The organism is Streptomyces spinosus (assembly GCF_020400655.1).
In the GTDB taxonomy this organism is placed as follows: Bacteria; Actinomycetota; Actinomycetes; order Streptomycetales; family Streptomycetaceae; genus Streptomyces; species Streptomyces argyrophylli.
Genome location: NZ_JAINRC010000014.1, coordinates 89,120 through 101,963, shown reverse-complemented (window position 1 = coordinate 101,963; position 12,844 = coordinate 89,120). Strand labels below are relative to the sequence as shown.

Annotated in this window: 9 protein-coding genes and 1 riboswitch; of the genes, 4 read left to right on the top strand and 5 right to left on the bottom strand. The window is 70.8% G+C overall.

Annotation, left to right across the window (positions count from 1 at the left end; genetic code table 11):
• The first annotated feature begins 509 nt into the window (after positions 1–509).
• Positions 510–691: riboswitch (cyclic di-AMP (ydaO/yuaA leader) on the top strand.
• A gap of 5 nt (positions 692–696) precedes the next feature.
• A complete protein-coding gene (locus tag LG395_RS26280) occupies positions 697–1,194 on the top strand; it encodes a transglycosylase SLT domain-containing protein (RefSeq protein WP_171153780.1) in 498 nt (165 codons plus the stop codon).
• Positions 1,195–1,254: 60 nt separating this feature from the next.
• On the opposite strand, the gene LG395_RS26275 is transcribed toward LG395_RS26280, so the two are convergent.
• Positions 1,255–2,067, bottom strand: a complete 813-nt coding sequence (locus LG395_RS26275) for an HAD family hydrolase (protein WP_225811467.1) — start codon at positions 2,065–2,067, stop codon at positions 1,255–1,257.
• A gap of 232 nt (positions 2,068–2,299) precedes the next feature.
• On the opposite strand from LG395_RS26275, the gene fahA reads away from it, so the two are divergent.
• On the top strand, positions 2,300–3,517 hold the full coding sequence (fahA, locus tag LG395_RS26270; RefSeq protein ID WP_225811466.1) for a fumarylacetoacetase: 1,218 nt from the start codon (positions 2,300–2,302) through the stop codon (positions 3,515–3,517).
• Between the two features lie 226 nt (positions 3,518–3,743).
• Positions 3,744–4,682 (top strand): M56 family metallopeptidase, encoded by a 939-nt coding sequence (locus LG395_RS26265; RefSeq protein ID WP_171153785.1) that lies wholly within the window; start codon positions 3,744–3,746, stop codon positions 4,680–4,682.
• A 51-nt stretch (positions 4,683–4,733) separates the two neighbouring features.
• Here LG395_RS26265 and recQ read toward each other — a convergent pair whose 3' ends face one another.
• Positions 4,734–6,779, bottom strand: a complete 2,046-nt coding sequence (recQ, locus tag LG395_RS26260) for a DNA helicase RecQ (protein ID WP_225811465.1) — start codon at positions 6,777–6,779, stop codon at positions 4,734–4,736.
• 209 nt (positions 6,780–6,988) lie between these two features.
• Between recQ and LG395_RS26255 the strand changes: the two genes are divergently transcribed.
• Positions 6,989–7,591 (top strand): Uma2 family endonuclease, encoded by a 603-nt coding sequence (locus LG395_RS26255; protein ID WP_171153788.1) that lies wholly within the window; start codon positions 6,989–6,991, stop codon positions 7,589–7,591.
• A 69-nt stretch (positions 7,592–7,660) separates the two neighbouring features.
• On the opposite strand, the gene nuoN is transcribed toward LG395_RS26255, so the two are convergent.
• Genes nuoN through nuoL form a run of 3 tightly spaced genes read right to left on the bottom strand, consistent with a single transcriptional unit; the run spans position 7,661 to position 12,830 of the window.
• Positions 7,661–9,310, bottom strand: coding sequence for an NADH-quinone oxidoreductase subunit NuoN (gene nuoN, locus LG395_RS26250; RefSeq protein WP_171153790.1), 1,650 nt, complete (start codon positions 9,308–9,310; stop codon positions 7,661–7,663).
• On the bottom strand, positions 9,307–10,878 hold the full coding sequence (locus tag LG395_RS26245; RefSeq protein WP_225811464.1) for an NADH-quinone oxidoreductase subunit M: 1,572 nt from the start codon (positions 10,876–10,878) through the stop codon (positions 9,307–9,309). The genes nuoN and LG395_RS26245 overlap by 4 nt, the downstream gene beginning before the upstream one ends.
• 5 nt (positions 10,879–10,883) lie before the next feature.
• Complete coding sequence (gene nuoL / locus LG395_RS26240; RefSeq protein WP_171153794.1) at positions 10,884–12,830, bottom strand: NADH-quinone oxidoreductase subunit L; 1,947 nt, start codon at positions 12,828–12,830, stop codon at positions 10,884–10,886.
• Positions 12,831–12,844 lie beyond the last annotated feature (14 nt).

The window sequence follows — 12,844 nt, the reverse complement described above, 5'->3', positions numbered from 1 at the left end:
TTACACGGTTTGTCGATAGGTCGCTGCCATCACTCAAGTCAGCGTATCCGGTCCTCTTTCGATCACCGATAGCGCCCACCGGTCCAGCCCGGGCGATACCGGATCATGACCGGCATGGTTTTGATCACACAGTGTGAGTGGATTTTTATCCATATAAGAGTAATCCGGACACTCCGCCCTCGCCTCGGCAACGACGTCCCCCACATGCCCCTTTCCGCCATCAACTCGGCTTAAGGTGCAAATCCCCCCAATCCGCCATGTCCGATTTAAAGCTGTTTGCTATTTCGTGAGTTGGGTCACGTGCCCGGCGGGCCCGCCCGCTCGGCCCGATCCCCGTGACTCCTTGCCGTGTCGGCGAGTTGAGGATTGGCAACCGCAAAGGATCAAGCACCTCATACGGCATCGATCAAGGTCAAATCGCACGTTGTATGAATCCGGCTCTTGTTCCCGACATGTGCTCTCGCATACGTTCCGGGCCGTCGGGCGGACGCCGAATCCTGCCGCCGCCCGCATACCCATCGACGAACTCATTCGTACGGCAGGAGCGGGGGACCCAGGTAAGCCGCCGGTCCGGAACGGCACACGCCGCGCCGGGACGGCTAGGGGTGAAGCCATGCCTCCGTCAGGAGCACGGCCGGGCACCTCCCCGCCCGAACCCGACAGCTCACCTCGCAGGCGCCGGAGAGGAACGCCCCCATGTCTGCTGTCGCCCAGCCCCGCCGTACCCGGAACAGCCGCCTTGTCCGCGCGCTCACCGCCGCCGGCACCGGTGCCGCCGTTCTCGCCCTGCCCCTCATCGGCGCGGCCGACGCCTCCGCGGCCCCCAGCACCACCACGGCCGCCAGCACCCCCGCCACCACCCCCGCCGGCTACCCGAACAACCTCGACGGCTGGATCCGCGAGTCGCTGGCGATCATGGCCGAGAAGCACATCCCCGGCACCTACAACGGCATCCACCGCAACATCATCCGCGAGTCCTCCGGCAACCCGAAGGCCATCAACCTCTGGGACTCCAACGCCGCCAAGGGCATCCCGTCCAAGGGCCTGCTCCAGGTCATCGACCCGACGTTCAACGCGTACCACGTGGCCGGAACGTCCTTCGACATCTACGACCCGGTCGCCAACATCACCGCCGCCTGCAACTACGCGGCCGCACGGTACGGGTCCATCGACAACGTGTTCGGCGCGTACTGACCGGCACCGGCGGCCTGACCCGGCGCCGGCCGGCCCGACCGGGCACTGCCGGTGTCCCGGTCAGCCGGCCGGGAAGAGTCGTTCGAGGACGACGGCGACGCCGTCGTCCTCGTTCGACAGGGTGACCTCGTCGGCCACCGCCTTCAGTTCCGGGTGCGCGCCGGCCATGGCGACACCGCGCCCGGCCCAGTCGAACATCGGAATGTCGTTGGGCATGTCACCGAACGCGAGGGCCCGTTCGGCGGCGATCCCCAGCCGTTCCGCGGCCAGCGCCAGCCCGGTCGCCTTCGTCACCCCGCACGGCTGGAGCTCCACCGTGCCCGGCCCCGACATCGTGACCGACGCGAGCGAGCCCACCGCGGCGCGGGCCACGGCCGCCAACTCGTCGTCGGACAGGGTGGCGTGCCGCAGCAGCACCTTGCTGATGGGCGCGCACCACAGGTCGTCGCGCCGGGCGACCCGCACCGCGGGCAGCGTCGGGTGGGGCATCCGGTAACCGGGCTCGATGAGCGTGAGCCCGTCCACGCCGTCCTGGTCGACCGCCGCGTAGACCTCCCCCACCTCCGCCTCGATCTTGCCGAGCGCCGTCTCGGCCAGCTCCCGGTCCAGCCGTACGGACCACAACAGACGGTCGGTCGCGCCGTCGTAGACCTGGGCCCCCTGCCCGCACACCGCGAGTCCGGCACCGCCGAGGTCCGCGAGCAGCGGCCGCACCCGCGGGGCCGGGCGGCCCGTCACCACCAGGTGCCGGGCACCGGCCCGCGCCACCCGCGCGAGCGCGGCGAGGGACCGGTCCGAGACGGTGTCGTCGCCGCGCAGCAGCGTCCCGTCCAGGTCGGTGGCGATCAGTGCATATGCCGGGGTGGGTGCCATGATCAGAGAATACGGACAGCACGCCCCGCCGACTCACCTGTCGTTACCCGCACTTACGTGCCGCTGCCGCCCAACCGCTCACCCCGGACGGCGCGATGGGCAGCGCTTCGTCCAGACCTGCCGAGCCCCTGGTGAGGCACTGCCCAAGACACGCGGCTCGGCCGTAACGTGTGGCCCGACCACATGGAACGCAGTGCCATGCATGGCCCGGATGAGAGTGAGGCAGCACCCCATGCCCCCCTTCGACGTCCCCGAGGGTGACCCCTTCGGTCCGCACAACCTCCCCTACGGCGTGTTCGCGCCCTCCGGCAGCACGGAGCGGAGGATCGGCGTCCGGCTCGGGAACCACGTCCTCGACGCGGGCGCCGCGGCCGCCGCGCTCGGCTCACCCCACCAGCCGCTGCTCGCCCGGCCCACCCTCAACCCGCTGCTGGCCGCCGGCCGCGCCACCTGGTCGGACGTACGGCGCTCCGTCACGTCCTGGGTCACGGAACCGGCGCACCGCACGGTCGTCGAGCCACTGTTCCACCCCCTGTCCGAGGTGACCCTGCACCTGCCCTTCGAGGTCGCGGACTACGTCGACTTCTACGCCTCGGAGAACCACGCCCGCAACGTCGGCCGGATCTTCCGACCCGACGCCGAGGACTCCCTCACCCCGAACTGGAAGCACCTGCCGATCGGTTACCACGGCCGCTCCGGCACCGTGGTCGTCTCCGGCACGGACGTCGTACGGCCCTCCGGGCAGCGCAAGGGCCCGGCCGACCCCGCGCCCGTCTTCGGCCCCTCGGTCCGGCTGGACATCGAGGCGGAGGTCGGCTTCGTCGTGGGCGTGCCGTCGCGGCTCGGCACCCCGGTCGCGCTCGGCGACTTCCGGGAGCACGTCTTCGGGCTGTGCCTGCTCAACGACTGGTCCGCGCGCGACATCCAGGCCTGGGAGTACGTCCCCCTCGGCCCGTTCCTCGGCAAGTCCTTCGCGACCTCGGTGTCGGCGTGGATCACACCGCTGGAGGCGCTGGAGCACGCGCGCGTGCTGCCTCCGCGGCGCACCCACCCGCTGCTGCCCTACCTGGACGACTCGGCGCCCGGCACCGAGCCCGGCGGTTACGACCTGCGTATCTCGGTCGCGGTCAACGGCCACGTGGTCTCCGAACCGCCCTTCTCCACCATGTACTGGACCGCCGCCCAGCAGCTCGCCCACATGACCGTGAACGGCGCCTCGCTGCGCACGGGCGACCTGTACGGCTCCGGGACGGTGAGCGGCCCCGCCGAACGCCAGCGCGGTTCCCTGCTGGAACTGACCTGGAACGGGCGCGACCCCCTCGAACTCCCCGACGGCAAGCGGACCTTCCTGGAGGACGGTGACGTGGTCACCCTGTCGGCATGGGCCCCGGGCCCGGACGGCACTCGGGTGGGGCTGGGGGAGGTCGGCGGGCGGGTGGTTCCGGCCTGACCCCGCGGAGGGTCACCGGGCGGGCCGGACAGCTCGCCGGGCGGGCGCGGCGACGGCGGGCGCGGACCCGGGCCGGTCCCGGCGGATCGGTGCCGACACCTGACTCCGGCCGCCCGTCTTCGTCATACTGACGGGGACACGCACCACGCGCGAGCCGCCGTCGCGTGACGCGTGCCCGGCACCACCGTCACCCGCCCACTCTCCGACCAGGAACCGGAGCCCCGGCATGACTGTCTGCCTGCTCCTGCTGAGCGTCGTCGCCCTGACGGCCGCCGTACCGGCGCCGCGCGCGCTGACCCGTGCCTCCTGGCCCGAGCGGGAACCCGTGGTCGCGCTGTGGGTGTGGCAGTGCCTCGTCGCCACCGTCCTGCTGTGCTGCCTGACCGCGCTCGTCCTGGGCGCGGCGGCCGTCTTCCACACCGTCCGCGACCACGTGTTCGCGCCCGCGCCGCCCGCCGTCACCGCCGCCTACGACCTGTCCACCGCGCCGGTGTGGGCCGCCGCGCTCACCGTGCTGCTGGCCTGCGGGGCCGCCTGGACGACCGCGATGCTGGCCCGCGAACTCGTCGAGGCCCGCCGCAGCCGCGGCCAGGCCCGGGCGCACCTGCGCGAGCGCGCGCCCGAGCTGCCGGCCGGGCTGCCGGCGGCGCGCGGGCCGATGCTGGTCCTGGAGGACGAGTACCCGGACGCCTGGTGGATGCCGGGGCACCGGCCCCAACTGGTCGTCACCACAGGGGCCCTGCACCGCCTCACCGACCTTCAGCTGGACGCCGTCCTCACCCATGAGCGGGGGCACGCCCGCGCCCACCACGACTGGCTGCTGCACCTGTCCACCGCCCTCGCCACGGGCTTCCCGCGCGTGCCGCTGTTCGCGCACTTCTGCGACCAGACGCACCGCCTGGTCGAGCTGGCCGCCGACGACACGGCCTCCCGGCGCTGCGGGCACCTCACCACGGCCCTGGCCCTGATCGAACTGAACCAGCACCGGGGTGTGCTGTCCTGCGACTCCAGCCGCCGCCTGCTGGGCGAGCGCGTCGACCGTCTGCTGGAGCCGCCGCCCCGGCTGCTGCGCCGGCACCGGGCGCTGACGACGACGGTGGCCGCGCTGGTGCCGCTGCTCCCGCTGCTGATCACCTTCGCCCCGGGTCTGACGGCACTGTCCTGAGGGGCCGACGGCACTGCCGGGTGCTCCCCTGGGCCTCCCCGGGCGTCCCGCCTATGCCCAGTCGTCCGGTTCCGGCTCGTCCACCGGTTCGTCCACCGGGTCGGGCCAGTCGGCGTCCGGGCCGCCGGCGGCGGCCCGGATGTCGGCGGCGGCCCGGGTGTCGGCGGCCGGGCTGTCCGCGGCCTCCGAGGCACCCCCGTCCAGGGAGGCCAGCACCTGGATCACCCCTTCGCCGTACGTCGCCAGCTTCTTCTCGCCGACGCCGTTGACCGTGCCCAGCTCCCGCACCGAGCCGGGCCACCGGGTCACGATCTCGCGCAGGGTGGCGTCGTGGAAGATGACGTATGCCGGGACGCCCTGCTCCCGGGCCTGTTCGGCACGCCAGGCCCGCAGGGCCTCGAAGGCGGGAAGCAGCGCCTCGGGCAGCTCGGCCGCGACGGCCTTCGCCTTGCGGTCGCCCCCGGAGGAGCCGGTGGACCGTGACCGGGAGGCGGCCGGCTTCTTCGGTTCCTTGCGCAGCGGCACCTCGCGCTCCCGCCGCAGCACCGAGCCGCTCGCCTCCGTGAGCGCCAGCGTGCCGTACTCCCCCTCGACCGCGAGGAGCCCCTGGGCCAGCAGCTGCCGGATGACCCCGCGCCACTCGCCTTCCGAGAGGTCCTGGCCGATGCCGAAGACGGACAGCTGGTCGTGGTCGAACTGGATCACCTTGCCGGTGCGCTTACCGAGCAGGATGTCGACGATCTGCATCGCGCCGAACTTCTGCCCGCGCTCGCGCTGCAACCGCACCACCGTGGACAGCACCTTCTGCGCGGCGATCGTGCCGTCCCAGGTCTCGGGCGGGGTGAGGCAGGTGTCGCAGTTGCCGCAGGCCGCGGCCTCGGGGTCCTGGCCGAAGTAGGCGAGCAGCTGCCCGCGGCGGCACTGGGCGGTCTCGCACAGCGCGAGCATGGCGTCGAGGTGGGCGGCGGCCCGGCGGCGGAACGCCTCGTCGCCCTCGCCGGACTGGATCAGCTTGCGCTGCTGGATGACGTCGTTCAGGCCGTACGCCATCCACGCCGTGGACGGCAGGCCGTCGCGGCCCGCCCGGCCGGTCTCCTGGTAGTACCCCTCGATCGACTTGGGCAGGTCCAGGTGGGCGACGAAGCGTACGTCCGGCTTGTCGATGCCCATGCCGAAGGCGATGGTCGCGACCACGACCAGGCCGTCCTCGCGCAGGAAGCGGGCCTGGTGCGCCGCGCGCGTGGCCGCCTCCAGGCCCGCGTGGTAGGGCACCGCCTGGATGCCGTTCGCGGTCAGGAACTCGGCCGTGCGCTCCACCGAGTTGCGCGAGAGGCAGTACACGATGCCGGCGTCGCCCGCGTGCTCCTCGCGGAGGAAGGCGAGCAGCTGCTTCCTGGGGTCGGCCTTGGGCACGATCCGGTACTGGATGTTGGGCCGGTCGAAGCTGGCGACGAAGTGCCGGGCCGTCGGCAGGTTCAGCCGCTGGGTGATCTCCTGGTGGGTGGCGCGGGTGGCCGTGGCGGTGAGGGCGATCCGCGGGACGTCCGGCCAGCGCTCGCCGAGCAGGGAGAGGGTGAGGTAGTCCGGGCGGAAGTCGTGGCCCCACTGGGCCACGCAGTGGGCCTCGTCGATCGCGAAGACGGAGATCTTGCCGCGGGAGAGCAGATCCAGCGTGGCGTCCACGCGCAGCCGCTCCGGGGCCAGGTACAGCAGATCGAGCTCGCCGGCCAGGAACTCGGCCTCGACCATGCGCCGCTCGTCGAAGTCCTGGGTGGAGTTGACGAAGCCGGCGCGGACACCGAGGGCGCGCAGGGCGTCCACCTGGTCCTGCATGAGGGCGATCAGGGGTGAGACGACCACGCCCGTGCCCGGCCGGACCAGTGCCGGGATCTGGTAGCACAGCGACTTGCCGCCGCCGGTCGGCATCAGGACGACGGCGTCGCCGCCCGCCACCACATGCTCGATGATCTCCTGCTGCTCGCCCCGGAAGGCGTCGTATCCGAAGACCCGGTGCAGCGTGGCCAGCGCCTCGCTGTCGGTCGCTCCCGGCCCCTCGGTCACCTGTGTCATCTCGCTGATCCCGCCCGTCACGCCCATCGTCCTGTCCCCCGTCGGTCCCCCGTGTGTCGTCTCTCGACCGCTGCCTCCACCATAGGGGTCCGGACCGACAGTCCCGGAGTTGTCCACAGGGCAGCCGGAGAAGCGCACGTCAAGGACACTGTCGTTCACACGTTCGCGGGAGACTCGCCCGTTTCGGGCCGATAGTCTGAACGCACCGGCGAGACTCCGTCCCCATGGGAGCACTGATGAGCGTCGCACCGAAGGCGTCCACGCCCAGCTGGCCGACTCCGCCGAAGGGCGGATGGACCGCCGACGACCTGGACCGCCTCCCGAATCTTCCTCCGCACACGGAATTGATCGACGGGAGCCTGGTCTTCGTGAGTCCGCAGACGATGTTTCATGTACGGGCCGTCGACTTCTTCAATTGGCAGCTCCAGTCGCTGGCGCCGGAGGAATTCGAGGTCATCCGCGAGTTCACGATCGACATCGACCGGCAGAACAGGCCCGAGCCGGACGTCGTGGTGGTAAGCGCAGACGTGGTGGAGGAGCCGAGCCAGACCCGCTTTCCGGCGGAGTCCGTCGTCATGGCCATCGAGGTCGTCTCCGAGGACTCCGTCTCCCTCGACCGGGAGACCAAGCCCCTGAAGTACGCCCGTGCCAAGATCCCCCACTACTGGCGGGTCGAGAACGAGAACGGGCGGGCCGCGGTGCACGTCTTCGAGCTGGAGCCGACGACCGGCACCTACACGAGCACCGGCATCTTCCGCGAGCGCATGAAGCTGGACGTGCCTTTCCCGATGGACCTCGACCTCACCCGGATCAAGACGCGCCGCGACAGGGATCAGTGACCACGGCGACATGCCGCTGCCCGGCGCCCTGCGGTGAGGGTGCCGGGCAGCGGCGCGGTGGCGCGGGCGTCAGCGCACGAAGACTCCCGCCTGGTTCGCCAGGTCCAGGAAGTACTGCGGCGCCACACCGAGGACCAGCGTCACCGCCACGCCCAGGCCGATCGCGAGCATGGTCAGCGGTGACGGGACGGCGACGGTCGGGCCCTGCGGTCGCGGCTCGCTGAAGAACATCAGCACGATCACGCGGATGTAGAAGAACGCCGCGATGGCCGAGGAGATCACACCGATCACGACCAGCGGGGCCGCGCCGCCGTCCGCCGCCGCCTTGAACACGGCGAACTTCCCGGCGAACCCGGAGGTCAGCGGGATGCCGGCGAAGGCCAGCAGGAACACCGCGAAGACGGCCGCCACCAGCGGGGAGCGCCGGCCGAGGCCCGCCCACTTGGACAGGTGGGTCGCCTCGCCGCCCGCGTCGCGCACCAGCGTGACCACGGCGAACGCGCCGATGGTGACGAAGGAGTAGCCCGCCAGGTAGAAGAGGACGGACGACACGCCGTCCTTCGAGGTGGCGATCACACCCGCGAGGATGAAACCGGCGTGCGCGATGGACGAGTACGCCAGCAGCCGCTTGATGTCGGTCTGGGTGATGGCGACGATCGCGCCGCCCAGCATGGTGACGATCGCCACGGCCCACATCACCGGCCGCCAGTCCCAGCGCAGCCCGGGCAGGACGACGTACAGCAGGCGCAGCAGCGCGCCGAACGCGGCCACCTTCGTCGCCGCGGCCATGAAGCCGGTCACCGGGGTGGGCGCGCCCTGGTAGACGTCGGGCGTCCACATGTGGAACGGCACCGCGCCCACCTTGAACAGCAGGCCCATCAGGAGCATCGCGCCGCCGATCAGCAGCAGCGCGTCGTTGCCCATGGTGTTGGCGAGGGCCGGGTCGACGTCCGTGACCGTGCCGTCGACGACCTGGGCGATGCGCGCGTACGACATCGAGCCCGCGTAGCCGTACAGCAGCGCGATGCCGAACAGGGTGAACGCGGAGGCGAACGCGCCCAGCAGGAAGTACTTGACCGCGGCCTCCTGCGACATCAGCCGCTTGCGGCGGGCCAGCGCGCACAGCAGGTACAGCGGCAGGGAGAAGACCTCCAGGGCCACGAACAGGGTGACCAGGTCGTTCGCCGCCGGGAAGATCAGCATGCCGCCGACCGCGAACAGCAGCAGCGGGAAGACCTCCGTGGTGGTGAAGCCCGCCTTCACGGCGGCCTGCTCGCTGTCGCTGCCGGGGACGGAGGCGGCCTGCGCGGCGAAGGAGTCGACCCGGTTGCCGTGTGCCGCCGGGTCCAGGCGCCGCTCGGCGAACGTGAACAGGCCGACCAGGCCGGCCAGCAGGATCGTGCCCTGGAGGAAGAGGGCCGGGCCGTCGACCGCGATGGCGCCCATCGCCGCGATGTGCGCCTTCGTGGTGCCGAACCCGTCCGCCGCGAGCGCGACGACCGCGGCGAACGCGGCGCACAGGGCGACGACGGACACGAACACCTGCGCGTAGTAGCGGGACCGCCGCGGCACGAACGCCTCGATGAGCACCCCGACCAGCGCCGCGCCGATGACGATCAGCGTCGGCGACAATTGTCCGTATTCGATCTTCGGCGCGTCGATCTTGGAGATCGGTTCGGCCGCGGTTGTCCACAGGCTGTGGACGGCTGGTGCGCTCACTTGGCCGCCTCCACCTCGGGCTTGGGGTCCTTCTTCTGGACGTCGGACATGGTCTGCTTGACCGCCGGGTTGACGATGTCCGTCACGGGCTTCGGATAGACGCCCAGGAAGATCAGCAGCACGATCAGCGGGGCGACGACCACCAGCTCGCGCACGCGCAGGTCGGGCATCGCGGAGACCTCGGGCTTCACCGGGCCGGTCATCGTCCGCTGGTACAGCACGAGCGTGTACAGCGCGGCGAGGACGATGCCGAAGGTGGCGATGACACCGATCACCGGATAGCGCGTGAACGTGCCCACCAGGACCAGGAACTCGCTGACGAACGGCGCCAGTCCGGGCAGCGACAGGGTGGCCAGGCCGCCGATCAGGAAGGTGCCGGCGAGCACCGGGGCGACCTTCTGCACGCCTCCGTAGTCCGCGATGAGCCGGGAGCCGCGCCGGGAGATGAGGAAGCCGGCGACCAGCATCAGGGCGGCCGTGGAGATGCCGTGGTTGACCATGTAGAGCGTGGCGCCGGACTGGCCCTGGCTGGTCATCGCGAAGATGCCCATGATGATGAAGCCGAAGTGCGAGATCGACGCGTAGGCCACCAGGCGTTTGATGTCCCGCTGGCCGACGGCGAGCAGCGCGCCGTAGACGATGCTGATGAGCGCCAGGACGAGGATGACGGGCGTCGCCCACTTCGACGCCTCCGGGAACAGCTGAAGGCAAAAGCGGAGCATCGCGAAGGTGCCCACCTTGTCGACGACCGCGGTGATGAGGACGGCGACCGGTGCGGTGGACTCCTGCATGGCGTTCGGCAGCCAGGTGTGCAGCGGCCACAGCGGCGCCTTCACCGCGAAGGCGAAGAAGAAGCCGAGGAACAGCCAGCGTTCGGTGCTGGTCGCCATGTGCAGCGAGCCGTTCGCGCGGGCCTCGGCGATCTGCGTGAGCGAGAAGTTCCCGGCGACCACGTACAGGCCGATCACCGCGGCCAGCATGATCAGACCGCCGGCCAGGTTGTAGAGCAGGAACTTCACCGCCGCGTACGAACGCTGCGTGGCGGCCGCCTCCTCGCCGTGCTCGTGGGCACGGTCCCCGAAGCCGCCGATGAGGAAGTACATCGGGATGAGCATGGCTTCGAAGAAGATGTAGAAGAGGAAGACGTCGGTGGCCTCGAAGGAGATGATCACCATCGCCTCCACGGCCAGGATCAGCGCGAAGAAGCCCTGGGTGGGCCGCCAGCGCCGGCTGCCGGTCTCCAGCGGGTCGGCGTCATGCCAGCCCGCGAGGACGATGAACGGGATCAGTAGGGCGGTCAGCGCGATCAGCGCGACCGCGATGCCGTCGACGCCCAGTTCGTACCTGACCCCGAAGTCCTTGATCCAGGCGTGGGACTCGGTGAGCTGGTAGCGGGAGCCGTCCGGGTCGAAGCGGACCAGGACGGTGATCGCCAGGGCGAGCGTGGCGAGCGAGACGGTCAGCGCCAGCCATTTGGCGGCGGTGCGCCGGGCGGCCGGTACGGCGGCCGTGGCGACCGCCCCGAGGGCCGGGAGCGCCGCCGTCGCTGTCAGCAGGGGAAAGGACATCGGTATCAGACCGCCCTCATCAGCAGGGTCGCGGCGACCAGGAGCGCCGCGCCGCCGAACATCGAGACCGCGTAGGAGCGGGCGAAGCCGTTCTGGAGCCGGCGCATCCGTCCGGACAGGCCGCCGAAGCCGGCCGCGGTGCCGTTGACGACGCCGTCGACCAGGGTGTGGTCGACGTAGACCAGGGACCGCGTCAGGTGCTCGCCGCCGCGCACCAGGACCACGTGGTTGAAGTCGTCCTGGAGCAGGTCGCGGCGGGCCGCGCGAGTGAGCAGGGAGCCACGCGGGGCGACGGCCGGGACGGGCTTGCGGCCGTACTGGGCCCAGGCGATGGCGACGCCGACGACCAGGCAGACCATGGTGGCGCCGGTGACGGTCGCCGCGCTGAGCGGGGAGTGGCCCTCGCTGTGGCCCGTGACGGGCTCCAGCCAGTGCAGGAAGCGGTCGCCGATGCTGAAGAAGGCACCGCCGAAGACCGATCCGACGGCGAGGACGATCATGGGGATCGTCATGACCTTCGGGGACTCGTGCGGGTGCGGCTCGGCGTGCTCGCCCCGGGTCTCGGCGGCGGGCTCCACGCTGGGCTCGGCCGGGGACGGCGTCGGGGCCTTGCGCCACCGCTCCTCTCCGAAGAACGTCATCAGCATCACGCGCGTCATGTAGAAGGCGGTGATGGCCGCGCCCAGCAGGGCCGCGCCGCCGAGGATCCAGCCCTCGGTGCCGCCCTTGGCGAACGCCGCCTCGATGATCTTGTCCTTGGAGAAGAAGCCCGACAGGCCGGGGAAGCCGATGATGGCGAGGTAGCCGAGGCCGAAGGTGATGAACGTGACCGGCATGTACTTCCGCAGGCCGCCGTAGCGGCGCATGTCGACCTCGTCGTTCATGCCGTGCATCACGGAGCCGGCGCCGAGGAACAGCCCGGCCTTGAAGAAGCCGTGCGTCACCAGGTGCATGATCGCGAAGACGTAGCCGATGGGGCCGAGGCCCGCCGCGAGGACCATGTAGCCGATCTGCGACATGGTCGAGCCGGCCAGCGCCTTCTTGATGTCGTCCTTGGCGCAACCGACGATCGCACCGAACAGCAGCGTGACCGCGCCGACCACCGTGACGGCCAGCTGCGCGTCGGGGGCGGCGTTGAAGATCGCGCCGGACCGGACGATCAGGTAGACGCCCGCGGTCACCATCGTCGCCGCGTGGATGAGGGCGGAGACCGGGGTCGGGCCCTCCATGGCGTCCCCGAGCCAGGACTGCAGCGGCACCTGGGCGGACTTGCCGCACGCGGCGAGCAGCAGCATCAGGCCGATCGCGGTGAGCTTGCCCTCGGAGGTGTCACCGGTGTGGCTGAGGACCGGACCGAAGGCGAAGCTGCCGAAGGTGGTGAACATCAGCATGATCGCGATCGACAGGCCCATGTCGCCGACCCGGTTGACCAGGAAGGCCTTCTTCGCGGCCGTGGCGGCGCTGGGCTTGTGCTGCCAGAAGCCGATCAGCAGGTACGAGGCGAGACCGACACCCTCCCAGCCGACGTACAGCAGCAGGTAGTTGTCGGCGAGGACGAGCAGCAGCATCGCCGCGAGGAACAGGTTGAGATAGCCGAAGAAGCGGCGGCGGCGCTCGTCGTGCTCCATGTACCCGACCGAGTACAGGTGGATCAGCGAGCCGACGCCCGTGATGAGCAGGACGAACGTCATGGACAGCTGGTCCAGGCGGAAAGTGACGTCCGCCTGGAAGCCGGCCACCGGGACCCAGCTGAACAGGTGCTGCGTCAGGGTGCGGTGCTCCGCACCCTTGCCGAGGAGGCCGGCGAAGAGGACGAGGCCGAACACGAAGGACGCGGCCGACAGCAGCGTGCCGATCCAGTGGCCGACGCGGTCCAGGCGCCGGCCACCGACCAGGAGGACGGCCGCTCCGAGCAGGGGCGCCGCGATGAGCAGCGCGATCAGGTTCTCCACGATTCTTCCGACCC

What these genes read in the sequence shown, in the direction of transcription:
- fahA (WP_225811466.1), top strand. Translation starts at nt 2,300, where the DNA reads ATGCCCCCCTTCGACGTCCCCGAGGGTGACCCCTTCGGTCCGCACAAC.
- LG395_RS26245 (WP_225811464.1), bottom strand. Translation starts at nt 10,878, where the DNA reads ATGTCCTTTCCCCTGCTGACAGCGACGGCGGCGCTCCCGGCCCTCGGG.
- LG395_RS26265 (WP_171153785.1), top strand. Translation starts at nt 3,744, where the DNA reads ATGACTGTCTGCCTGCTCCTGCTGAGCGTCGTCGCCCTGACGGCCGCC.
- LG395_RS26275 (WP_225811467.1), bottom strand. Translation starts at nt 2,067, where the DNA reads ATGGCACCCACCCCGGCATATGCACTGATCGCCACCGACCTGGACGGG.
- LG395_RS26280 (WP_171153780.1), top strand. Translation starts at nt 697, where the DNA reads ATGTCTGCTGTCGCCCAGCCCCGCCGTACCCGGAACAGCCGCCTTGTC.
- recQ (WP_225811465.1), bottom strand. Translation starts at nt 6,779, where the DNA reads ATGGGCGTGACGGGCGGGATCAGCGAGATGACACAGGTGACCGAGGGG.
- LG395_RS26255 (WP_171153788.1), top strand. Translation starts at nt 6,989, where the DNA reads ATGAGCGTCGCACCGAAGGCGTCCACGCCCAGCTGGCCGACTCCGCCG.